The following is a 20,321-nucleotide window of genomic DNA, read 5'->3' as shown; positions in this document are numbered from 1 at the left end:
TACCGCCGGTGCCTGTGGTCTGTTCCATGGCACTTTCAACTTGCCCCACCCTGCCAAGGGTGGGGTTTTTTATCGGTGCAGCGACATCGACTTGCGCACCAGATCCAGAATGGGCAGGAATAGACCATGTTTCCGATCCTCTATTCTTTCCGCCGCTGCCCCTATGCGATCCGCGCGCGGCTTGCCGTTGCGAGCAGCGGTGTGCAGGTCGAACTGCGCGAGATTCTGTTGCGCGACAAACCGCAGGCCTTTCTGGATGCCTCACCCTCGGCGACCGTTCCGTGTCTGGTGACCCAGGATGGCGTGCTGGACGAAAGCTACGATATCATGCGCTGGGCGCTGGAGCAGAACGACCCCGATAAGCTGTGCGATATGCCGCGCGCAGGGTTTGACCTGATCGACGTCTTCGATGGTCCGTTCAAACGCGCGCTGGATCTGACGAAATATGCCGTGCGCCATCCCGGCAGCAACCCCGAGGAAACGCGCGCCGAAGCCATGGCAATCCTTGCGAGGTTGGAGGGGCAATTGGACGGCGGATGGCTCTATGGCAGCACGCCCACTCTGGTCGATTTCGCCACCCTGCCCTTTGTTCGGCAGTTTGCAATGATCGACAAACCACGCTTTGATGCCGAGGTATCACCACGCGTTTCCGCATGGTTAGAGACCTTTTTGGCCAGTGACCGGCTCGCCTCTGTCATGCAGAAATACCCACCGTGGCAGGTGGGCGACGGGCCAACCCTCTTCCCCTAGCGCAGCCCCGGCGGTGGTAGCGTGCCAGCCTTATAGGAGCTCCAATCCGTGACCTCGGGATAGTGCAATTTGCGCCAGGCCCGTACCCGTGGATTCATCACCCGGCGCCACACTGGCGGGATCATCGCAGCCACCGTCATCACCGGATAGCCGAAGGGCAGTTGCGGCGCTTCGTTGTCAGGATAGGTCTGCAACAGCGGAAACCGCCGCGCTGGTTTATAGTGATGATCGGAATGTCGCTGCAGATTGATCAGCAGCCAGTTCGATGCCCGGTGGTCGGCATTCCAACTGTGATGCGGCATCACGCGTTCATACTTTCCGTCACCCAGATGCTTGCGGGTCAGGCCATAGTGTTCGACGTAATTGGTCAACTCCAGCTGCCAGATCGCGACAAGCGCCTGAAACGCAAACAGCGCAAGCCCCAACCAACCCCCGATCAAAACGGCCAGGATACAGGCCGTGATCTGCAGCGCCCCATAGCGCCAAAACGGGTTTGATCCGTCAAGCGCCGACAGCCCCCGCCGCGCCAGCATCGCCTTTTCTGCGCGCCAGGCCGACGCTGGCGATTCCCGCAGCACACGGAAGAAATAACGATGAAATCCCTCGTTATACCGGGCCGTCACGGCATCTCGTGTGGTGCCAACATAGGGGTGGTGAACCAAAAGGTGTTCCGTCCGGAAATGGCTGTAAAGCACGGTGGCCAGCAAAAGATCGGCCAGCCAGCGTTCCAGTCGGTTGGACTGGTGCATCAACTCGTGCGCATAGACGATGCCGACCGCCCCGGACAAAACGCCCACACCGAAGAACGCGAGGAACTTCTCGGTTAGTGACAGGTGGTCAGCACCGGTCACATACCAGATCATGCCAAAGATCATAATGAACTGAATTGGGAACCAGATCAGCGTGATCAGGCGATACCAGAAAAGATCGTTTTCAGGTGTGTTAGGGTCTGCATTTTCACTGTAACGCCCGATAGCCGCGTCCAGAAGCGCATAAAGCCACCATGTCCCCAACGGCGGTAAAAGCAGATACCACCCGCCTTTCGCGGCCGCGATACAGACAAGAATGGGCAGCAACAACGAGACCCCGAAAGGGGCAGCATTTCGGAACCGGGAAATCGTTGACGATGGAACCATGGTGACGTCCTTCTATGTTCCCGATCAAAGGTATAAACCGCCACGCTGAATGGCTCAATCCGGCAGCGCGGCTTTCGCCACGTCAAATGCCTTGCGCATAACGGTCGGCAGGTCCGAGGGGCGGATGGTCTGAAACGACCCGGATTGCGCCCGCGTGGTGTCGGGAACCTTCGCCACGCGCAGCGACAGCCTCAGGTGGAAATGCGTGAATGTGTGGCGCACTTCGACGCCTGGGTCGGTCCAGTTTGCCTGCAACGGCGCGTCTTCAACCGCGGTGTCGCCCCATTCAGCCCCCGGCCAGCCCAGCATCCCGCCCAACAGCCCCCGTTCCGGTCGCCGTTCGACCAACCACGCCCCGTCCGCGCGCCGCGCAAGATAGGCGATGCCATAGCGAGTGGGTTTAGGGGTTTTCGGTTTGCGAGCGGGAAGTGTGGCCTGCACCCCTGCCCTGCGCGCCTTGCAATTCGCATTCCATGGGCAGATTCCGCAGGCAGGCGATTTGGGCGTACAGATCGTGGCCCCCAGATCCATCACCGCTTGCGCGTAGTCACCGGGCCGCATCTCTGGGGTTAAACTGGCCGCGCATTCCTTCATCCGGGGTTTGGCGTCGGGCAGCGGCGTTTCGATCTGAAACACCCGTGCCATCACCCGTTCGACATTCCCGTCGACCACCGTTTCCGGCAGATCATAGGCAATTGCGGCAATTGCGGCAGATGTGTAGGGACCGATACCGGGCAAATCCTCAAGCCCGGCGCGGGTCCGGGGAAACCCGCCCAGCTGCGTAACCGTGCGCGCGCATTTCAGCAGGTTGCGCGCGCGGGCATAATACCCAAGCCCCGCCCATTCGCCCATGACACGGTCATCTTCAGCGGCGGCCAAGGCCTCGACCGTGGGCCAAAGGGCCATGAATCTGGTGAAATAGTCTCTTACTGCGGCGACCGTGGTCTGTTGCAACATAATCTCGGACAGCCAAACGACATAGGGGTCTGGAACCACGCCCGCGGCCCGATCCGAAGGGCTGACACGCCACGGAAGATCGCGGGCATGGCGGTCATACCAGGCCAAAAGGTCGGCGGGTTTCGGCGCGTCACACAAGTGTTATCCCCTATCAGTGCTTTGCACTGGCATAGCATCCTCAACCGCATAGAATAGGGGCAAAACCGGGATGTGCCAGACGTGAGTCAGCCAAAAGACAAGCAGCGCCGCAGAAAGGGGTTTGAGCGCACCTCAAGCCTTCTGTCGACGCGCATACGGAAAACCAGCGAAGCGCGCGGGTTTGCCGTAACGCGTGTGCTGACCCACTGGACCGAGATCGTGGGTGACGCAACCGCCGCCATCGCAAAACCGGTCGAGGTTTCATATGCGCGCGGCGGTATAGGGGCGACCCTGACCGTTCTGACCACCGGTGCGCAGGCCCCAATGCTGGAAATGCAGAAAGAGAAGCTGCGCGAAAAGGTGAACACGGCCTATGGATATAACGCCATCGCGCGGATAAGGATCACCCAGACGGCCCCGACAGGCTTTGCCGAAGGGCAGGCGCAGTTCACCCCGGCACCGAAAAAAGCACCGGTCGTCGACGAGAAAACCAACGCACGCGCCGCAGAAGTGACGGCGGACGTCGCAGACACCAACCTGCGAAACGCCCTTGAAACACTGGCACGCAACGTGCTGACCAAACAAAAACACGATAGAGGCTGAGACACATCATGACCCGAATCCTTCCCATACTACTTGCCGCCCTTCTGCTGATCGGCGGCGGCGCATATTACATGAGCCAGAACAATGGCGCGGTGCCCGGCGTGTCTGTTGCCGAAGCGCAAGACACCACCGCCGATGTCGAACTGGCCCCTGACATGGTGCTGGGCGACGAAAACGCCCCGCTGACGGTGATCGAATATGCCTCGTTCACTTGCCCACATTGCGCAAATTTCCACGACACGGTCTTCAAGGATCTGAAAAAGAACTATATCGACACGGGCAAAATTCAGTTCGTGCACCGCGAGGTGTATTTTGACCGCTTTGGCCTGTGGGCTGGCATGATCGCCCGTTGCGGAGGTGACGATCGTTATTTCGGGCTGACCAACCTGATCTACTCGGGCCAGAAAGGATGGATCGGCGATGGTGACCCCGGCAATATTCTGGACAATCTACGTAAGATTGGCCGCACGGCTGGCATGAATGACGAACAGATGGACGCTTGTCTGCAAGACGAAGCGATGGCGCAAGGCATGGTTGCCGCCTATCAGAAAAACGCCACAGCGGACGAAATTAACGCCACCCCATCTTTCGTCATAAACGGCGAAACCTATTCCAACATGTCCTATGATGAATTCGCTAAGCTGATCGAAGAACAGTTGGAAAACTGACAGCGTGGGCTAGAGCTGAAAAGTCTCTAGCCCAGCCCAACTCGCTGAAGTTCTTCATCAATCAACGACCAATCTGACAGCTCCAACCGCACGGGAACGGTCAGAACCTGCCGCTTGAACGTGTCCGGCAAACGCACCGCGTCTTTTTCGGTCGTGACAAGCTGGGCACCCAAGGCGGTGGCTTCGATCTGCAACCGCTTCATCAGCGCATCTGTCAGGGGTTGATGATCCGCCAAAGCCTCGGCCCGCAAAAGATCGGCGCCCAGGGATTTGACGGTGGCGAAAAACTTCTCGGGCAGACCAATGCCCGCGAAAGCAAGAACCTTCATTCCCGTCCAATCCATTCCGGTTTGAAGCGGCACGAGTTGACCGGTGACATGCGGACATGGGATCGCCTCATTCCACTCTTGCAGAAATCTTTTTTGCGCGCCGTCTGGGCCAATTGACAACAAAAGGTCGGCACGGCGCAGGCCAGCCCTTACGGGTTCGCGCAGTGGCCCGGCCGGAATGCACCGCGCATTGCCAAACCCTTTCACAGCATCGACCACGACGATGGACAAGGCTTTCTGGACCGTGGGGTTCTGAAACCCATCATCCATCAGGATAACATCTGCTCCCGCCGTCTCTGCCGCCTTCACACCCGCCGCCCGATCGCGCGCAACCCAAACCGTGGTGAACGCGGCCATCAGCAACGGCTCGTCGCCGACGTCTACTGCGCTGTGCGTCCGTTCTTCCACCCGAACCGGGCCTTCGACCGTGCCCTTGTGCCCGCGCGACACGACCTGCACATCAAGCCCACGCGCCAGCAACCGCTGCGCCAACGCAATCGTGGTCGGTGTTTTGCCCGTGCCACCCGCGTTGATATTGCCGATGCAGATCACCGGAACACGCGCGCGATAACCATTGTTCAAGGCAACCCGTCTTGCGGTTCCAGCGGCGTAAATCCAGCCGAGCGGCGCAAGAACGCGCGCCCTCCAATCGGGTCGCTGGGGTGGCGTAAACCAGAACCGGGGTGTTTTCATGGTGCCCCCTTAGGTCCGGCGCCCTTGCAGCGCATCGGTCAACTTGCCGCGCAACAGGTCGCTGACTTCGGCACCGCTGGTGGTCACATCCCATGCCGCCATTGCCATTTTGGCAGCTTCTTCGGGTGACAGAAGATGCTCAACCGCTTTGGTCAGGCTGTCTCCGTCGCTGATCCTGGTCGCCGCTCCGGCGGTTTCAAGCCGTCGATAGGATTCGAAAAAGCCATTCACCTTGGGACCAAACAGCACAACCGACCCCAGTGCCGCGGGTTGAAGGGGGTTCAGCTCGGTGCCAACACCCATACTGCCACCCGCATATGTGATCGGCGCAAGGCGCATCCAAAGCCCGGATTCACCTTCCTGATCCGCGATGAACACCTGAATATCGGGGGTCGGCTCTTCATCGCGCGACCGGCAAGCGACGCCCCAGCCATCCGCCTCCAGCGCAGCGGCCAGCGCAGGACCACGGTCAGCCTCTCGCGGTTCGATGATCAACAGAAGGCGATGCGACTTACGCACAAGCTGTTTATGAGCGTCTAGAAGCGCTTTTTCCTCGATCTCGCACACACCCGACGCCAGCCAAACCGGGCGGGCCGCCAACGTCGCAGCAATCGCATCCCGTTCAGACATGTTGCAGTTGGGCGGCACGACCTGAACCTGCAATGGCCCGGACATCACGATCCGGTCCTTCGACGCGCCAAATTTTCGCAATTCACGCGCTGCTTCGTCGTTTTCGGCCAGAACAGTGTCAAAACCATTGATCAAGGACTTGATCGAGCCGGGCAACCACCGCCATTGGCTTTGCACTTCCTCCGGAAGATGTGCGTTGACCCAATGCGCAGGAATCCCGCGGTCGAAGACGGCCGGCAGCAACGTCACATCCAGCTTGTCATCCATCCATAGAAGCACATCCGGGCACCAGTGATCCAGAAAGGCCGTGACAGGCGCATACGCCGAGTAGGGCGCATATTGATGGATGAAATCTGGCCCTTCTGGCGGCGTGCCGTCATGATGGGTCGTGGTGATCAGGACGGTCAGGTCTTCGTGGTCAGCCCGCAAATGCTCGACCAGCCCCAAAATCTTCTCTAACCCATCGGAATTCTTTAGCTGGATCCATGCCAGGGCACCTTCCGGTCGTTTGGCAAGCCCTTTCCCCAACCGCTCGCCCCCGCGCGTCGGGTGTTCGGTGCCATCTTCGACACCGCGCCGCAAACGGCGCTCGAGTCCCGCGGTGCCCTGCATATTTTGCAGGCCACGGAACAGTGAAATCCCAATGGGCGGCATTCTGTCTGCACTTCCTCATTCCGCGATGCGTTGTCCGCTCGCATTTTTATGCCCTCAGATTATGGTATATTAGGGTATGATGGAAGGGTCAGTCGCGCCATTCACCCGCAGCCAGCATTTTTGTTGCGGCGACGATACGATCGAAACTGTCGCGCGCGCGACGGACCGAGTGGCGGGCGCGCAGGTATCCATGAACCAACCCGGTCTCGTTGATCCATCGCGCTTTGCCATCTGCAGCCAGGATCGCATCACGGTAATCCCGTCCGTCATCGGCCAGCGGATCACATTCCGCGGTGAAAATTACTGTCGGCGGCAACTCGGCGAAGTCCGTATCGGCAAGCGGGGCGGCCGTTGGATCGGCTGATGGCCTTGGCCCGTCAAACCGCATGGAGTCATAGAATTTCAGGTCCTCCAATGTCAGCATCGGTGCTTGGGCGTGGTCACGGTACGACCCGCGCATCATATTCCCTCCCAACCCCGGATAAATCAGTATCTGCCCGGCAAGACGCCGCATCCCGCGACTGGCATGCGCCACGGCGGCGGCCAGATTCCCACCAGCGCTATCCCCAGCAAGGATATGCGTTCCGGGCCATGTTAGAGCCACATATTGCGTGGCTTCGTGGGCATCCTGAAACGCAGAGGGGTGCGGATGTTCCGGGCAAAGGCGATAATCGACACTGACAACCCGAACACCGGCTCTGGCGCATAGTTCAGCACAGACGTCATCATGGCTGTCCAAACCGCCGACAACGAAACCTCCTCCATGAAAATAGATCAGGGTGACCGCATGGGGCCCGCATTCATAGACACGTAAAGGAATACGTCCGGCGCACGCGTCGCGCGCGACGACACCGTCGGGATACCCCGCAAAGAAGGCGCGGCACATTTGATCGTATATCTCGCGCTGGCGCCCGGCATCGGCCGTGGATGTGTCGGGCGGATAATGTGCCTCGGTTTCTCGTATGAAAGCCCATGTCTCGGCGTCGATAAGTGTGTCGTAGTCCATGACCGGAAAGCTACGCTTCTAGATCCGCGCTGACAAGAAATCCCGAGTGTGGTCTGCGCCCCCTTTCTGGCCATAAACGCATCGCAATCTGGACCTACCGGAGCTACGGTCTGCCTGATTGGCTCTTGAAACCGCAACAATCAATCGGGCACCCCGTATCGCCAATAAATGTCATCGGCTAAAGACGCCGTAACAGGGCCAGCAGCTATATGAATAAACCGGAACACCTTCAGATTGACACCTCGCCACCCGTGTCGGACGAGGTGCGCAAAACGACCTGTTATATGTGCGCGTGCCGTTGTGGGATTAACGTACACATGAAGGATGGGCAGGTGGCCTATATCGAAGGCAACCGCGACCATCCGGTGAACAGGGGGGTTTTGTGCGGCAAAGGCTCCGCGGGGATCATGCAGCATTATGCCCCTTCACGGCTTCGCGCCCCTTTGAAGCGTGTTGGACCGCGCGGGTCGGGCGAGTTTGAGGAGATCAGCTGGGACGAAGCGCTGGAGATTGCCGCCGGATGGCTTGCACCCTTGCGCGAAACAGACCCCAAGCGCATGGCGTTCTTCACCGGGCGCGATCAAAGTCAGAGTTTCACATCGTGGTTCGCACAAGCCTATGGCACCCCGAACTATGCCGCGCATGGTGGCTTCTGCTCGGTCAATATGGCAGCCGCGGGCATCTATACGATGGGCGGCGCGTTTTGGGAGTTTGGTCAGCCCGACTGGGATCGCACCAAGCTGTTCATGCTGTTTGGTGTGGCGGAAGACCATGACAGCAACCCGATCAAGATCGGTCTGGGCAAGCTGAAGGAGCGCGGGGCACGGGTGATTGGCGTGAACCCGATCCGGTCGGGATATAACGCAATTGCGGATGACTGGGTTGGCATCACGCCGGGCACGGACGGTTTGTTTATCTTGGCTTTGGTGCACGAACTGCTGCGCGCAGGAAAGGTCGATCTGGGATATCTGTCGCGCTATACAAATGCAGGGTTTGTGGTTAATGAAGAGCCTAATTCACCGGAAAACGGGCTTTTCATACGGGGTGAGAACGGCAAGCCGCAGGTCATCTGCCGTGAAACCGGCAAACTTTCCGACTATGACACGCCGGGTGTCATGCCCGATCTTGCCGCAAATTACCGGCATGCCGGCACCACACACCGTCCCGTGTTTCAGCTGCTGGCGGATCGCTATCTGAACGACAAATACGCCCCGGAAGCAGTGGCCGATCAAACCGGCATCGCTGCCGAACGCATCAAGTCTATCGCCGCCGAGCTGGCGCGCGTGGCGTTCGAGGAAGAGATCGTGCTGGACCAGCCCTGGACGGACTGGAAGGGACAGAAACATGACAAGATGATCGGGCGGCCGGTCAGCTTTCATGCGATGCGCGGGATCTCGGCGCATTCGAACGGGTTCCAGACCTGCCGCGCGCTGCATCTGCTACAAATCCTGCTGGGTTCGGTCGAGGTTCCGGGCGGGTTCCGGTTCAAACCGCCCTATCCCAAGCCGCCCGAGGCGCACCCAAAACCCCACGCGGGTGTCACCCCCGGCCAACCGCTGGACGGGCCGCATCTGGGCTATCCGATGGGGCCGGAGCATCTGCTGCTGGAAAACGATGGCACGGCGAAGCGGATCGACAAGGCATTCACATGGGAAAACCCGATGTCGGCCCATGGATTGATGCATATGGTGATCTCAAACGCGCATGCGGGCGACCCTTACAAGATCGACACGCTGTTCATGTATATGGCCAACATGGCGTGGAACTCGTCGATGAATTCGTCCGAGGTGATGCGGATGCTCACCGATACGGATGAGAAGGGTGACTATGTGATTCCCCATATCATCTATTCCGACGCCTATAGCTCGGAAATGGTGGCCTATGCGGATCTGATCCTGCCCGACACGACGTATCTTGAGCGGCACGATTGCATCAGCCTGCTGGACCGCCCGATCTGCGAGGCCGATGGCGCCGCAGATGCGATCCGTTGGCCGGTGGTCGAACCCGACCGCGACGTGCGCGGGTTTCAAACGGTTTTGATCCAGCTTGGGTCAAAGCTAGGCCTGCCCGGATTCGTGACAGATGACGGCGCGCCGAAGTTCAAGGACTACGCCGATTATCTGGTCAATCACGAGCGTCGTCCGGGCGTTGGACCATTGGCAGGCTGGCGCGGAAAAGACGGTGAGGGTAGGGGACGAGGAGAGCCTAATCCAGCCCAAATCGACAAATATATCGAGAATGGCGGGTTTTGGGTGGATCACATTCCGACCGAGGCCAGCTTTTACAAACCTTGGAATAAGGCCTATCAGGAATGGGCCGTTGCGCGTGGCATTTTCGACGCCGAAGCGCCCTATGTGTTCAATCTGTATGTCGAACCAATGCGCAAGTTCCAGCTGGCCGCCGAGGGGCATGGTGACATCCAGCCCCCCGACCACCTGCGCGCGCGGATAGCGGAAACGATGGATCCGCTGCCGATCTGGTATCCGCCGTTCGAGGATGCGAATGTCGATGCGGACGCGTTTCCCATCCACGCGCTGACCCAGCGCCCGATGCACATGTATCATTCCTGGGGGTCGCAAAATGCGTGGCTTCGGCAAATCACCGGCAAGAATTTCCTTTATCTGCCGACCGACCTGTGGACGGAGCACGGGTTTGAAGATGGGGACTATGCGGTCGTGACCTCTGCCCATGGGTCGATCACGGTACCTGTGGCCCACCATGCGGCGCTGAACCCCAAGACGGTCTGGACATGGAACGCAATCGGCAAGCGCAAGGGGACGTGGGCATTGGACAAGGCCGCGCCCGAGGCGACCGAAGCCTTCCTTCTGAACCACCTGATTCACGAGCTTCAGCCGCCGAAAGGGGATGGGCTTAGATGGGCGAATTCGGACCCGGTCACGGGGCAGGCGGCTTGGTTTGATTTACGGGTCAAGATTGCGAAATCAGTCCCTAAACCTGCGGAAAGCCAGCCTGTGCACCCCTCGATCACCTCGCCCGTGGGCAAAGGCCCGGACGTTGTCGCAAGGAAAATCCGATGACCGCCCTTCCTGAAAAGACCGAGAAGAAGCTGGGGCTGGTGATCGACCTGGACACCTGCGTTGGCTGCCACGGCTGCGTGACCGCCTGTAAGGGATGGAACACGCAGAACTATGGCGCACCTCTGTCCGACACGGACCCATATGGTGCAGACCCCGGCGGCACCTTCCTGAACCGGGTGTTTTCCTATGAGGCGCAGGCCGAAGGTAAAGCGGCGCAAACCGTCCACATGCCGCGGTCCTGCCTGCATTGCGACGATGCGCCCTGCGTCACGGTTTGCCCGACAGGTGCCAGTTACAAGCGATCCGAAGACGGGATTGTGCTGGTGAACGAAGATCGCTGCATCGGCTGTGGCTTGTGCGCCTGGGCGTGCCCCTATGGCGCGCGCGAGCTGGACCGTGAGGCAGGGATCATGAAGAAATGCACGCTGTGCGTGGATCGGATCTATAACCAAAACCTGCCCGAAGAAGATCGTGTGCCCGCCTGCGTGCGCACCTGCCCGGCGGGCGCGCGTCATTTCGGCGATCTGGGCGACCCCGACAGCGATGTGTCGAAACTGGTCGCCAATCGCGGCGGTTTTGATCTGATGCCCGATCTGGGCACCAAGCCCGTGAACAAATATCTGCCGCCGCGCCCCAAGGATACGCTGGACACCGCCCCGCTGGAGGTTGTCGCCGACGAACCGAAAGGGTTCCTTGGCTGGCTTGATAAAGCACTTGAAAAGCTCTGACGGAGACCCCGGATGCATCCTGCCCCCAGTGTCATCATCTTCACCACCCTGTCAGGGTTGGGTTTCGGCCTGTTTTTCTGGCTGGGGCTGGGCGTGCCCGATGTCAGTGGCCGCACAGCCTTTGCGTTCTTCTTTATCGCCTATGCCCTGTCCTGCGCCGGGCTGCTGGCATCGACCTTTCACCTGGGCAACAAAAAGAACGCGATCTATGCGCTAAGCCAATGGCGCACCAGTTGGCTGAGCCGCGAAGGCATCGCCGCGATCCTGACGCTGTTCCTGTTCGCACTGGTCGCGGTGCCGCGCATCTTCCTGGGGGCCGAAATGGCTGTTTCTGGTGCAATAGGCTCTGTTCTGGCGCTGATCACCGTCTTCACAACCTCGATGATCTATACCCAGCTCAAGACCATTCCGCGCTGGAACCAGCCGCTGACGCCGGTTCTTTTTCTGCTGCATGCGTTGGGCGGTGGCGCCCTGTTGGCGGGGGAGGCAAAGATCGCCGGTTGGCTGCTTCTGGCGTTGACGCTGGCCCTGTTCGCCGCGTGGCAAATCGGGGATAAGCGGGCGCAAGCGCGCGGGACCACGGGGGATGCCACCGGGCTGGCGCATCTGGGCAAGGTGCGGATGCTGGAAAGCGGTCACACGGCGCGCAACTATGTTGTGGACGAAATGGTGTATCGCGTTGGGCGCAAGCATGCAGAAAAGCTCAGATGGATCACATTGGCTTTGGCGGGCGCCCTGCCTGCCGCCATCCTTCTTCTGACATCCCCTGGTCACATGACTGCTTTTCTGGCGCTGGCCCTTCATCTGGTCGGCGCAGTTGTCGGCCGTTGGCTGTTCTTCGCCGAAGCCGAGCATGTTGTGGGCCTCTATCACGGCAAATGACCCCTTTTCATTGAACCCGCTCCCCACTGCGCCTATCAGGGTGGGGAACGGAGCATGAGGGCAGATATGGCCAACCATCTTTACAAGCGTGACCTTCCCGACGGGCTGGATCTTGGTCCAGTCGTTGCCATCGACTGCGAAACCATGGGGCTGAACCCGCATCGCGACCGGCTGTGTGTGGTGCAGATGTCATCGGGTGACGGCGACGCGCATCTGGTGCAGGTCGAAAAGGGCCAGACCAGCGCCCCCAATCTTGAAAAGATGCTGACCGACCCGACTGTCCTGAAGCTGTTTCACTTTGGCCGGTTCGACATCGCCGCACTTCTGAACGCATTCGGCGTGGTCACGGCCCCTGTCTATTGCACCAAGATCGCGTCGAAACTGATCCGCACCTATACCGACCGTCACGGGTTGAAGAACCTGTTGGAACAGTTGCTGAAGGTCGATATCTCCAAGCAGCAACAGATGAGCGATTGGGGCGCGGAAGAACTGACCGCAGCACAGTTGGAGTATGCCGCATCAGACGTCCTTTACCTGCACCGCTTGCGCGATGAGCTGGATCAACGTTTGGCCCGTGAAGGGCGTGTTGACATGGCGCAAGCCTGTTTCGATTTCCTGCCAATGCGGGCGCAGTTGGACCTTGCCGGCTGGCCCGAGATCGACATTTTCGCTCACTAACACGGCCAAAACACGCCGCGACCTTGGATTGGGCAGAGCGGTGCCTAAATACCAGCAGAGACAGAACAACCGAGGATATATGCTCAGGTCCGACAACCAGTATTCGCGCTTCATCGCCCTGCTGAAGGTTCTTCTGCCGGTCAGCGCGCTTGCGCTGTTGTCGACTATGTTCCTGATCTCGAAATCCGTCGATCCGACCACATCGCTGTCCTATGCCCGCGTCAATCTGGAAGAGTTGACCGGTGATCAGCGGATCGACAGCCCCCGGTTTTCCAGCGTAACCGAAGACGGCGCGGCGATCACCTTTTCTGCCAAAAGCGCCGTGCCAGAGCCAGATCAGACGAATGTCTTCAGCGCCGATGGGTTGGCGGCACGGATCGAAACACCAGATGGCGGGGCTGTGGATATCAACGCCTCGAAAGCCTTGATCAATGGCAGCTCGAACATCGTTGATCTGTCTGGTGGCGTTACATTGGTGACATCGACCAACTATCACATCGCAACGAACGGCCTGTCGACCGCGATGGATACAACTTCGGCCAAAACACTCGGCCCGGTCGAAGCGGACGGCCCGATGGGGCATCTGACGGCAGGACAGGCAGAGATCACCCGCGAAGGCGAAGAAAGCGACACCTATCTTCTTGTTTTCAAAGGGGGCGTAAAACTGATATACGACCCCAAGACAGAGGGGACTTACAAGTGATGAGATCTGCACGTATTGCAGCCTGTTTGCTTGCGCTTAGTTTGCCGATTGCGGCCCATGCGCAGGCTCAGGTCGCGTTTGGGGGCCTGAAACATGACAGCACCCTTCCTGTCGAAATTTCAGCAGATCAGTTGCAGGTCGACCAATCGGATGGATCGGCCACGTTCAGCGGCAATGTCCAGATCGGGCAGGGCGAAATGCGCCTGTCGGCGGGCAAGGTTAGGGTCGAATACGTGACCGGAACCGACACGACCGGAGAGATTTCGCGCCTGCTTGCTTCCGATGGCGTCACCTTGGTGAATGGTGCCGAAGCGGCCGAGGCGCGCGAGGCTGTTTATACGATTTCCAGCGGTGTAATCGTGATGACCGGCGATGTGATCCTGACACAGGGGCAAAACGCGCTGTCATCCGAAAAGCTGACCGTCAACCTTCAGGCCGGGACCGGCACGATGGACGGACGGGTCAAGTCGATCATCCAGACAGGTGCGGATTGATGTCAAACAGTCCCGATCTGACCGTCGAAAGTGGAGACGCTGGCCTGCGCATCATCGGATTGCGCAAAAGTTATCGCAAGAAGCCCGTGATCCGCGAGGTCAATCTGGAACTGCACCGCGGTGAGGTCGTGGCCCTGCTTGGCCCGAACGGCTGCGGTAAGACGACAACCTTCTATGCCATTGCCGGGCTGATCACGCCCGAAGCCGGTCAGGTTCTGATCGACGGGCGCGATGTGACGCTTCTGCCAATGTATCGCCGGGCCAAATACGGGATCGGCTATCTGCCGCAAGAGATGTCGATTTTTCGCGGCATGTCGGTCGAAGACAATATCCTTTCGATTCTGGAAATCTCGACCCCCAACCGTCACAAGCGGCGCGAACGGCTGGAAGAGCTGCTGAACGAGTTCTCGATCAGCCACCTGCGTCGCGCGCCCGCGCTGGCCCTGTCCGGCGGTGAACGGCGACGGGTCGAAATCGCCCGCCTGCTGGCGTCGAATCCCAAGTATCTTTTGCTGGATGAACCCTTTGCCGGAGTCGATCCGATCGCTGTGGGCGAGATCAGAACACTGGTCCACGACCTTAAGGATCGCGGCATCGGCGTGTTGATCACGGACCACAATGTGCGTGAAACGCTCGATATCGTGGACCGGGCCTATATTCTGCACGATGGCCACGTCTTGATGAGCGGCACCACCGACGAAGTCATCCGTGATGAGAATGTCCGGCGGGTTTATCTGGGGCAGAATTTCTCGATCAATTAGGGTCGCAGCGACGTGATATGGTTGACAAGCCCCCTCGACTCGTCGCCAAATGAAGACAATGCAAGACCACCTGATCCTTTGTTCCTGTCTTCCCGCGTGCGGGAAATACATGGCGGATCGTCCAAATGAATTTGGACGGGTTAGGTTGCTCAAAGCGCTCACAACACTATGTAATTTAAATAGGAATTTCCTTTCTCTTGCTCGAGAAAGGTATTTTGAGGCCTGCACTACCATAGGAGGTATGGATGCAATATCAAATCAGTGGCAAGCAAATCGACATCGGTGACGCCCTTCAGGTTCACGTGAAAGATGAATTGGGCGCCGTCGTTCAAAAGTATGCTGAACGCCCGACGCGGGCCCAGGTGATTTTTTCGAAAAGCGCCCATGAATATGTGTGTGAAACGATCGTGCATTTGTCCACTGGTCTGACCGCGCAAGCCAAGGGGATTGCGACCGAGATTTATGCAGCCTTCGACAATTGCGCCGAAAAAATGGAGAAGCAACTGCGCCGCTACAAGCGTCGATTGAAGGACCACCACAAGGATCGTGTGGACCCGGTTGAAGTTTTCGGCGGAGCCTCGTATATCCTCGCCTCAGAAGAAGGTCAGGACGAAGCAGAGGACGCCTCACTCCAACCCATGATCATCGCCGAGATGGAAACTCAAATCCCATCGCTTTCAGTCGGCGAAGCGGTCATGCAGATGGAGCTGGCACATGCGCCCGTTCTGGTTTTCCGCAACGAGAAAACCGAGGGGATGAATGTGGTCTACCGCCGTGAAGACGGTAATGTGGGCTGGATCGACCCCAAAAACGCAGTGTAAGCCTCCCACCCGTTGGTGGGTGGGGAAAGTTGTTGGCGATGGAACTTGCGAGCATCCTTAAGCCGTCGGCCGTAAAGGTCGTATCGACAGTGTCTTCCAAGAAACGCCTGTTTCAGGATCTTGGGGACGTTGTGATGGACTGTTATGGCATTAACGGCGGCGAGGCGTTTGCCGCGCTTCAGCAACGCGAAACCTTGGGGCCCACCGGTGTGGGCCGCGGGGTGGCTTTGCCACACGCCCGGTTAAATGGGTTGGACAAGATTGTCGGCTGCTTCATGCGCGTGGAAAAGCCCTTTGATTTCGACGCCGTGGACAAACAGCCTGTCGATCTGGTTTTCGCCCTGTTTGCCCCGGAAGATTCCGGCGTCGATCACCTGAAAGCACTTGCTTTGGTGTCCCGCACCATGCGTGATGCCTCGATCTGCGCCAAACTGCGCGCCAATACCGATGTGGCGACCCTGCATGCGCTGCTGACCGAAAGCCTGACAAACAAAGCGGCGTGATTGCGGACTAGTCCGACGCGCCCCAAGGTCGAAATCCAAACATCATGTAATCGCGCTGATACGCCTTGCGCACAGCGGATTCGAGGTCCTCTGAATAGATCTGTTCCAGCGCAAACGGCGCATCTGGCGTCGCTTCTGTCAGGGGGGGCGTGGCGCCAACCTGTACCTCGGACAGCACGTGGTTTAGCCCTGCGGCAAGCTGATCCTCGCGCAGGATGTGATCGGGCAAGGTGAACCCGGCAAACCCTTTTATCGTTGCCGCTTGTGTGGCCCAGCGCGGATCAATACCGATCGCAGTTTGACCACCAAGCGTTCGTGCGACAAACGCAATAAACTGCGCAAACGCCGTTTGGTGATCGCTGAGCGTCCAGGGCGCATCGGGTGTACTGGGCAGATCCAGCCCATATGTGTGCCTTAAGGTGGTTTTCAGATCGCCATCGGGGTCATCATCCCGAAACGCCAATAGATCGCAGAAAACAGAATGCAGCCGTGCCACGGGGTGGCGCAACACCGTGAAGCTGCGATGTCGTTTGTGCCGTCGCTTCCATTGCCGCAGCGCCTTTTGTGAGAAGTCGCGTGTCAGGGGGCCGGCAGCCTCCATCCACTCCGTGACACGCTCTGACGGCCCCCCGGCAATCGGCAGGAACACCACCTGCAACTCATCCGACGCCAGATAGGATTTCAAGGCGGGCGGGCGGCTGGGTTCGAAGTTCGGCACCTTGTGCAAGTCAAAGACATCAATCCGGGCAACGGTTGAGGCAAGAAGCTCAAACTTCTGCACTTTGTCAGACAGGGGTTCCGGGTTTTGCTTCTTGAACGTGCTGGCAAATTGCGTGATCTCGTCAGTTTCACCCAAGAACTTTGCCAACCCATTGATCACATTGATATCTTGAGCCTCTTCATAGTCGATATAGAACGCTGTCTGACCCGACAGTTGCAAACGTTCCTTGATCTTCAGCTGAAAGCTCTTGAACCGATAAAACAGCTTCTCAAACTCGTCCGGTATGAACCGCGCCTTTTCCTTGCGGGCATCGCTTTGCTTGCTCAGTTGCCATTGGTCGGTCGCCATGGCAATTCTGCGGGACACATAGGCTTCGACTGGATTACGTGTGAGCACGATCTTGGCGCAGCGCGGATCATCGATCAATGCGTTGAACACGCGCGGGTCATGGTCATGGAAAAAGCGAAATCCGGGCAAGCCGTTGGTTTCGGACTTGATGCGCTCGAGCAGCTGCATTGGATCCGCATCCCGCTGTGCCACGGTCACGCCAAACAGCTCTTCGGTCTGCGGTGTCACCATGAAATAGGGGTTGAACGCCTCGCCGTAGCACTGAAGGCCGGAAAACTGGTCCAGGTTGCTTTCCAGAAAATTCGAGCCGGTGCGCATCTCGGCGAAAATGATGAAACAATCAAACGGGCCAGTCATGTGGTCACTTCACCAGATAGGGTTTGCGCTGAATGCGGGCGGTCGGCACAAGGTCATGCCCGGCCGGGAAATCGCCCATCAGATAGGGATGCATACCCTGATTTTTCAGATCCTGCAGGAACTGTCCAAATCCCTGAAGCGGTTTCATCTTTGGCAGCTTTGGCAGCGCGCCGGGTTGCCGCAACCCGATGTCATCAAGCACCGTTTGCAAGGGTTCGGTCGGGTTCAGCACAAAATCGGCCAAAGACCAGATCTGAGTGCGCGCCCGCGCATGACCGGATCGCAACACGGTCAGATGTTCGCTTTCCAGCTTCTGCAACCGCGCTGCCTCGCGCCGGATATCCGAGAAGTTGCGGTTCGAATGAAACAAGGGCACAGCCCACGCCCCAGAGACAACATAGATGCGTGCGTTGGTGTCTTTTGCCATGACCCAGGACAGGTCTTGATTGTCGCTCGGCCCGTATTGAAAGCACTGGCGTTCGCCGCGCGTGTTCCAGATCAGGTTGGTCAGGAACGCTTTGGGATTGTAATCACGCAGTTTCGCGGAATCCGTGAGCGCACCAAAGAACTCCGGCGCGCCGCCCGCAAAATGTGCTTTGTCCTCAGCAAACAAATGGCCGTGAACACGTGCACTGACCACGTCTGCCAACCAGTCTTCAAACCCATCGAACAGCTCGGAAAACCCCTCCAAAACCGTGTAGCGCGCAGCGGTTATGTTGCCTTCGTGCCCGTCTCGGGGAAAGCGGCTTGGCATGTAAAGGCCCGGCCGACCCTTTGTGCGCCGTTCAATGGCCTTGGTGAATATCCGGTCGATCTTGCCCGGGTTGGGTTCCGCACCCGTGACAACGGTCGGCTGGTCCGACAAGAAGCTGTCATACAGCTTGTCCGCATACCGCCATGCCTTGCGGGCGACAAAGCAGTCGGATCGACGCAACAACTGCAGGTGATCGTCATAAAATACGTGCGGCTTGCCTTGAAAATCGAACTTCGACAAGGTCAAGGACCGGCTTTCAATCCGGGATGAATGGCGGCGCGCGAGGGTCTGATAATAGCTTTCATCCGGGATCCAGACGCGCCGGAAGTATTGATCAAACCGGGGTCGCTGCGGGTCATTCAGGATGGCCGACAGCGTTGCTCGCGTCAGGCACCACCACTGACTGCCCAGATGGGGTATAAGCCCGAAAGGGATGGTGCGCTTGAGGTCGAGCTTGCGTTGAATGCTGACATAGTAGTCAAACAGGCGGCGCTGGCGCTTCCATGAGAACGGGAACCGGAGCGTGAACCGTTCAATATCCAGACCACCAATGGTCCAGGGCACGTCCTCGGTCGTGGCGCTTTCGATAAAGTCGGTTTGCGAACGATTGCTCAGATACGCGCGCATCTCGGAAATCGGGCGCAGCGGCAAACAACTTCCCGATGCGAGCAATACATGCTGCACGTCGGGAAACGTCTCTAACATGGCTTCGGATGCGGTCTGGCTGGCCGCAACCAATGACCACGTACCCCATTCGCAATGGCGACGCTTGCAGAAGCGCACATTGTCCAAGTCATCCAGCGCAGCCGTGAAATTCGCGAAATCATCTTGCGTCACATAAGCATCGACATGCACCACAACCGGGCAATCATGGGTGGCCCAGTGGCGCACCAACTGCTCGGCGCGGTCGAGCGCGTCGTGAACCAGCATGACGATCCCAAGGCTCATGCCCAGTTCCCTTTCGACATCAAGCCCAGCATCTCTAGCTGGCGCCAGTTCATGTACTTCTCGCTCCAGTCACACCACAGGTCGGTGTCTTCGTTGGTGCCATCGTGATAGGCGCGGTACTCGTGGCTGTTGGCATAGTGTTGGCCGCGTTTCAGCTCCTCGATCGACTTTTCCTTGAACGTGTCCAAAAACTTTGCGTGCAACAAACAGCCCGAGGCCTTTTCGCCGCCCCATTGGTCATAGACCAGATTCAGGCCCCGCGGCAAAAGCGCGTGAGTCGAACTGACATACGTGTAGTTTCGTTTCCATTTCACCAGCGGTATCTTGTTCAGGGCAGGGGCCTTTTCGGGGTCATCGCGAAAGAAGGCACGGGCACGCGGGCCACCCTGTATCCACAAGTTGCCGTATTTGGGATTTTTGCTGATGCTGTAGTTGCCACAGTCAAACCAGTCGGCAAGTTCAAAGGGGTTTTGCCCGGCAGCATAGGTAAGACTGTGCATCGGCCCTTTCGGATACATGTCCAGCAGCATGACACCAAAAGACCTGACATCCGATGTATCCAGCCAATCCGTCAGCGCCCGAAGCGGTCGCGTGTCGCAGAAGGGATAGACCAGAAATTCGTCAGGATCGACCACCAGTGACCAATGCCCATGGGCATATCTACGTTGCAACCATCCTGTCCAGTGCACCCCGAAATTGGCGCTTTTGTAACTGGCATCGGTAGACCAGAGCGAAACGTCCGCCTGATCGGCCAGATACTCTGCGCCGCCATCCGTTGAGCCGTTATCGACAAAAAGGAAATGGTTCACACCAAGGTCGCGATAATAGTTCAGGAAATAGGGAAGTCGGATACATTCGTTGCGGATCGTCGAAAAGCACAGAATGTCGCCTTGCTTGATGGCCCCGGTTCGGTTGGCAATCTCGGTCAGTTCACGCCGCTTGCGAAATGCCCTGATGTGGCATTGCTTGCGTTTCAGCCGCAGTCGGTATGATGTCCAGACGCCCAACGTATTCCTCGTTC

20 protein-coding genes are annotated in these 20,321 nt (G+C 58.4%); 12 read left to right on the top strand and 8 right to left on the bottom strand.

Features of this window, described 5'->3' with window-relative positions:
* The first annotated feature begins 126 nt into the window (after window positions 1–126).
* Window positions 127–750, top strand: coding sequence for a glutathione S-transferase (locus J3R80_RS07040; RefSeq protein ID WP_275393057.1), 624 nt, complete (start codon window positions 127–129; stop codon window positions 748–750).
* Here J3R80_RS07040 and J3R80_RS07035 read toward each other — a convergent pair.
* Both J3R80_RS07035 and mutY read right to left on the bottom strand, forming a co-directional pair.
* Window positions 747–1,886: an alkane 1-monooxygenase gene (locus J3R80_RS07035; RefSeq protein WP_275393056.1), complete on the bottom strand. Its 1,140-nt coding sequence runs from the start codon at window positions 1,884–1,886 to the stop codon at window positions 747–749. The genes J3R80_RS07040 and J3R80_RS07035 overlap by 4 nt on opposite strands.
* 54 nt (window positions 1,887–1,940) lie before the next feature.
* Entirely contained in the window at window positions 1,941–2,981 is a 1,041-nt protein-coding gene (gene mutY, locus J3R80_RS07030) for an A/G-specific adenine glycosylase (RefSeq protein WP_275393055.1), read from the bottom strand.
* A gap of 81 nt (window positions 2,982–3,062) precedes the next feature.
* Between mutY and J3R80_RS07025 the strand changes: the two genes are divergently transcribed.
* Both J3R80_RS07025 and J3R80_RS07020 read left to right on the top strand, forming a co-directional pair.
* Window positions 3,063–3,584: a DciA family protein gene (locus J3R80_RS07025; protein WP_275393054.1), complete on the top strand. Its 522-nt coding sequence runs from the start codon at window positions 3,063–3,065 to the stop codon at window positions 3,582–3,584.
* A gap of 8 nt (window positions 3,585–3,592) precedes the next feature.
* Window positions 3,593–4,252 carry a DsbA family protein gene (locus J3R80_RS07020; RefSeq protein WP_275393053.1) on the top strand — a complete coding sequence of 220 codons (660 nt, stop codon included), beginning with the start codon at window positions 3,593–3,595 and terminating at the stop codon, window positions 4,250–4,252.
* 26 nt (window positions 4,253–4,278) lie between these two features.
* Here J3R80_RS07020 and lpxK read toward each other — a convergent pair whose 3' ends face one another.
* The 3 genes from lpxK to J3R80_RS07005 form a co-directional block, all read right to left on the bottom strand.
* Window positions 4,279–5,274 carry a tetraacyldisaccharide 4'-kinase gene (gene lpxK / locus J3R80_RS07015; protein ID WP_275393052.1) on the bottom strand — a complete coding sequence of 332 codons (996 nt, stop codon included), beginning with the start codon at window positions 5,272–5,274 and terminating at the stop codon, window positions 4,279–4,281.
* 9 nt (window positions 5,275–5,283) lie between these two features.
* The gene (locus tag J3R80_RS07010) at window positions 5,284–6,558 is read right to left on the bottom strand and encodes a glycosyltransferase N-terminal domain-containing protein (RefSeq protein WP_275393051.1); all 1,275 of its coding nucleotides are present in this window, start codon (window positions 6,556–6,558) and stop codon (window positions 5,284–5,286) included.
* A gap of 88 nt (window positions 6,559–6,646) precedes the next feature.
* Window positions 6,647–7,564, bottom strand: coding sequence for an alpha/beta hydrolase (locus J3R80_RS07005; RefSeq protein ID WP_275393050.1), 918 nt, complete (start codon window positions 7,562–7,564; stop codon window positions 6,647–6,649).
* Between the two features lie 209 nt (window positions 7,565–7,773).
* Here J3R80_RS07005 and J3R80_RS07000 point away from each other — a divergent pair, with 209 nt between their 5' ends.
* From J3R80_RS07000 to J3R80_RS06960, 9 genes are all read left to right on the top strand, one after another.
* Window positions 7,774–10,602 (top strand): molybdopterin-dependent oxidoreductase, encoded by a 2,829-nt coding sequence (locus tag J3R80_RS07000; RefSeq protein WP_275393049.1) that lies wholly within the window; start codon window positions 7,774–7,776, stop codon window positions 10,600–10,602.
* The gene (locus tag J3R80_RS06995; RefSeq protein ID WP_275393048.1) at window positions 10,599–11,330 is read left to right on the top strand and encodes a 4Fe-4S dicluster domain-containing protein; all 732 of its coding nucleotides are present in this window, start codon (window positions 10,599–10,601) and stop codon (window positions 11,328–11,330) included. Before J3R80_RS07000 ends, J3R80_RS06995 begins: the two co-directional genes overlap by 4 nt.
* 12 nt (window positions 11,331–11,342) lie before the next feature.
* Window positions 11,343–12,212, top strand: a complete 870-nt coding sequence (locus J3R80_RS06990) for a DmsC/YnfH family molybdoenzyme membrane anchor subunit (RefSeq protein WP_275393047.1) — start codon at window positions 11,343–11,345, stop codon at window positions 12,210–12,212.
* A 66-nt stretch (window positions 12,213–12,278) separates the two neighbouring features.
* Window positions 12,279–12,890, top strand: a complete 612-nt coding sequence (locus tag J3R80_RS06985; protein ID WP_275393046.1) for a ribonuclease D — start codon at window positions 12,279–12,281, stop codon at window positions 12,888–12,890.
* A gap of 79 nt (window positions 12,891–12,969) precedes the next feature.
* Entirely contained in the window at window positions 12,970–13,593 is a 624-nt protein-coding gene (lptC, locus tag J3R80_RS06980; protein WP_275393045.1) for an LPS export ABC transporter periplasmic protein LptC, read from the top strand.
* Entirely contained in the window at window positions 13,593–14,087 is a 495-nt protein-coding gene (locus tag J3R80_RS06975) for an LptA/OstA family protein (RefSeq protein ID WP_275393044.1), read from the top strand. The genes lptC and J3R80_RS06975 overlap by 1 nt, the downstream gene beginning before the upstream one ends.
* Window positions 14,087–14,848, top strand: coding sequence for an LPS export ABC transporter ATP-binding protein (gene lptB / locus J3R80_RS06970; RefSeq protein WP_275393043.1), 762 nt, complete (start codon window positions 14,087–14,089; stop codon window positions 14,846–14,848). The genes J3R80_RS06975 and lptB overlap by 1 nt, the downstream gene beginning before the upstream one ends.
* 245 nt (window positions 14,849–15,093) lie before the next feature.
* On the top strand, window positions 15,094–15,669 hold the full coding sequence (gene raiA / locus J3R80_RS06965; protein ID WP_275393042.1) for a ribosome-associated translation inhibitor RaiA: 576 nt from the start codon (window positions 15,094–15,096) through the stop codon (window positions 15,667–15,669).
* Window positions 15,670–15,707: 38 nt separating this feature from the next.
* On the top strand, window positions 15,708–16,172 hold the full coding sequence (locus J3R80_RS06960; RefSeq protein WP_275393041.1) for a PTS sugar transporter subunit IIA: 465 nt from the start codon (window positions 15,708–15,710) through the stop codon (window positions 16,170–16,172).
* Between the two features lie 7 nt (window positions 16,173–16,179).
* On the opposite strand, the gene J3R80_RS06955 is transcribed toward J3R80_RS06960, so the two are convergent.
* Genes J3R80_RS06955 through J3R80_RS06945 form a run of 3 tightly spaced genes read right to left on the bottom strand, consistent with a single transcriptional unit; the run spans window position 16,180 to window position 20,307 of the window.
* A complete protein-coding gene (locus tag J3R80_RS06955; protein WP_275393040.1) occupies window positions 16,180–17,598 on the bottom strand; it encodes a sulfotransferase family 2 domain-containing protein in 1,419 nt (472 codons plus the stop codon).
* A 4-nt stretch (window positions 17,599–17,602) separates the two neighbouring features.
* A complete protein-coding gene (locus tag J3R80_RS06950) occupies window positions 17,603–19,300 on the bottom strand; it encodes a beta-1,6-N-acetylglucosaminyltransferase (RefSeq protein WP_275393039.1) in 1,698 nt (565 codons plus the stop codon).
* Window positions 19,297–20,307, bottom strand: coding sequence for a glycosyltransferase family 2 protein (locus tag J3R80_RS06945; protein WP_275393038.1), 1,011 nt, complete (start codon window positions 20,305–20,307; stop codon window positions 19,297–19,299). Before J3R80_RS06945 ends, J3R80_RS06950 begins: the two co-directional genes overlap by 4 nt.
* Window positions 20,308–20,321 lie beyond the last annotated feature (14 nt).

This window comes from Aliiroseovarius sp. Z3 (assembly GCF_029105185.1).
Lineage (GTDB): Bacteria > Pseudomonadota > Alphaproteobacteria > Rhodobacterales > Rhodobacteraceae > Aliiroseovarius.
Note: the sequence above shows the minus strand (reverse complement) of the source record. Positions and strands in the feature narration are given on the sequence as shown.

Excerpts from the sequence above, each read along its gene's own strand:
- lptB (WP_275393043.1), top strand. The coding sequence starts at position 14,087 with ATGTCAAACAGTCCCGATCTGACCGTCGAAAGTGGAGACGCTGGCCTG.
- J3R80_RS06960 (WP_275393041.1), top strand. The coding sequence starts at position 15,708 with ATGGAACTTGCGAGCATCCTTAAGCCGTCGGCCGTAAAGGTCGTATCG.
- J3R80_RS06955 (WP_275393040.1), bottom strand. The coding sequence starts at position 17,598 with ATGACTGGCCCGTTTGATTGTTTCATCATTTTCGCCGAGATGCGCACC.
- J3R80_RS07020 (WP_275393053.1), top strand. The coding sequence starts at position 3,593 with ATGACCCGAATCCTTCCCATACTACTTGCCGCCCTTCTGCTGATCGGC.
- J3R80_RS06990 (WP_275393047.1), top strand. The coding sequence starts at position 11,343 with ATGCATCCTGCCCCCAGTGTCATCATCTTCACCACCCTGTCAGGGTTG.
- J3R80_RS06995 (WP_275393048.1), top strand. The coding sequence starts at position 10,599 with ATGACCGCCCTTCCTGAAAAGACCGAGAAGAAGCTGGGGCTGGTGATC.
- lpxK (WP_275393052.1), bottom strand. The coding sequence starts at position 5,274 with ATGAAAACACCCCGGTTCTGGTTTACGCCACCCCAGCGACCCGATTGG.
- J3R80_RS06975 (WP_275393044.1), top strand. The coding sequence starts at position 13,593 with ATGAGATCTGCACGTATTGCAGCCTGTTTGCTTGCGCTTAGTTTGCCG.
- J3R80_RS07000 (WP_275393049.1), top strand. The coding sequence starts at position 7,774 with ATGAATAAACCGGAACACCTTCAGATTGACACCTCGCCACCCGTGTCG.
- J3R80_RS07040 (WP_275393057.1), top strand. The coding sequence starts at position 127 with ATGTTTCCGATCCTCTATTCTTTCCGCCGCTGCCCCTATGCGATCCGC.
- J3R80_RS07035 (WP_275393056.1), bottom strand. The coding sequence starts at position 1,886 with ATGGTTCCATCGTCAACGATTTCCCGGTTCCGAAATGCTGCCCCTTTC.
- J3R80_RS07010 (WP_275393051.1), bottom strand. The coding sequence starts at position 6,558 with ATGCCGCCCATTGGGATTTCACTGTTCCGTGGCCTGCAAAATATGCAG.
- lptC (WP_275393045.1), top strand. The coding sequence starts at position 12,970 with ATGCTCAGGTCCGACAACCAGTATTCGCGCTTCATCGCCCTGCTGAAG.
- J3R80_RS07005 (WP_275393050.1), bottom strand. The coding sequence starts at position 7,564 with ATGGACTACGACACACTTATCGACGCCGAGACATGGGCTTTCATACGA.
- raiA (WP_275393042.1), top strand. The coding sequence starts at position 15,094 with ATGCAATATCAAATCAGTGGCAAGCAAATCGACATCGGTGACGCCCTT.
- J3R80_RS06950 (WP_275393039.1), bottom strand. The coding sequence starts at position 19,300 with ATGAGCCTTGGGATCGTCATGCTGGTTCACGACGCGCTCGACCGCGCC.
- J3R80_RS06985 (WP_275393046.1), top strand. The coding sequence starts at position 12,279 with ATGGCCAACCATCTTTACAAGCGTGACCTTCCCGACGGGCTGGATCTT.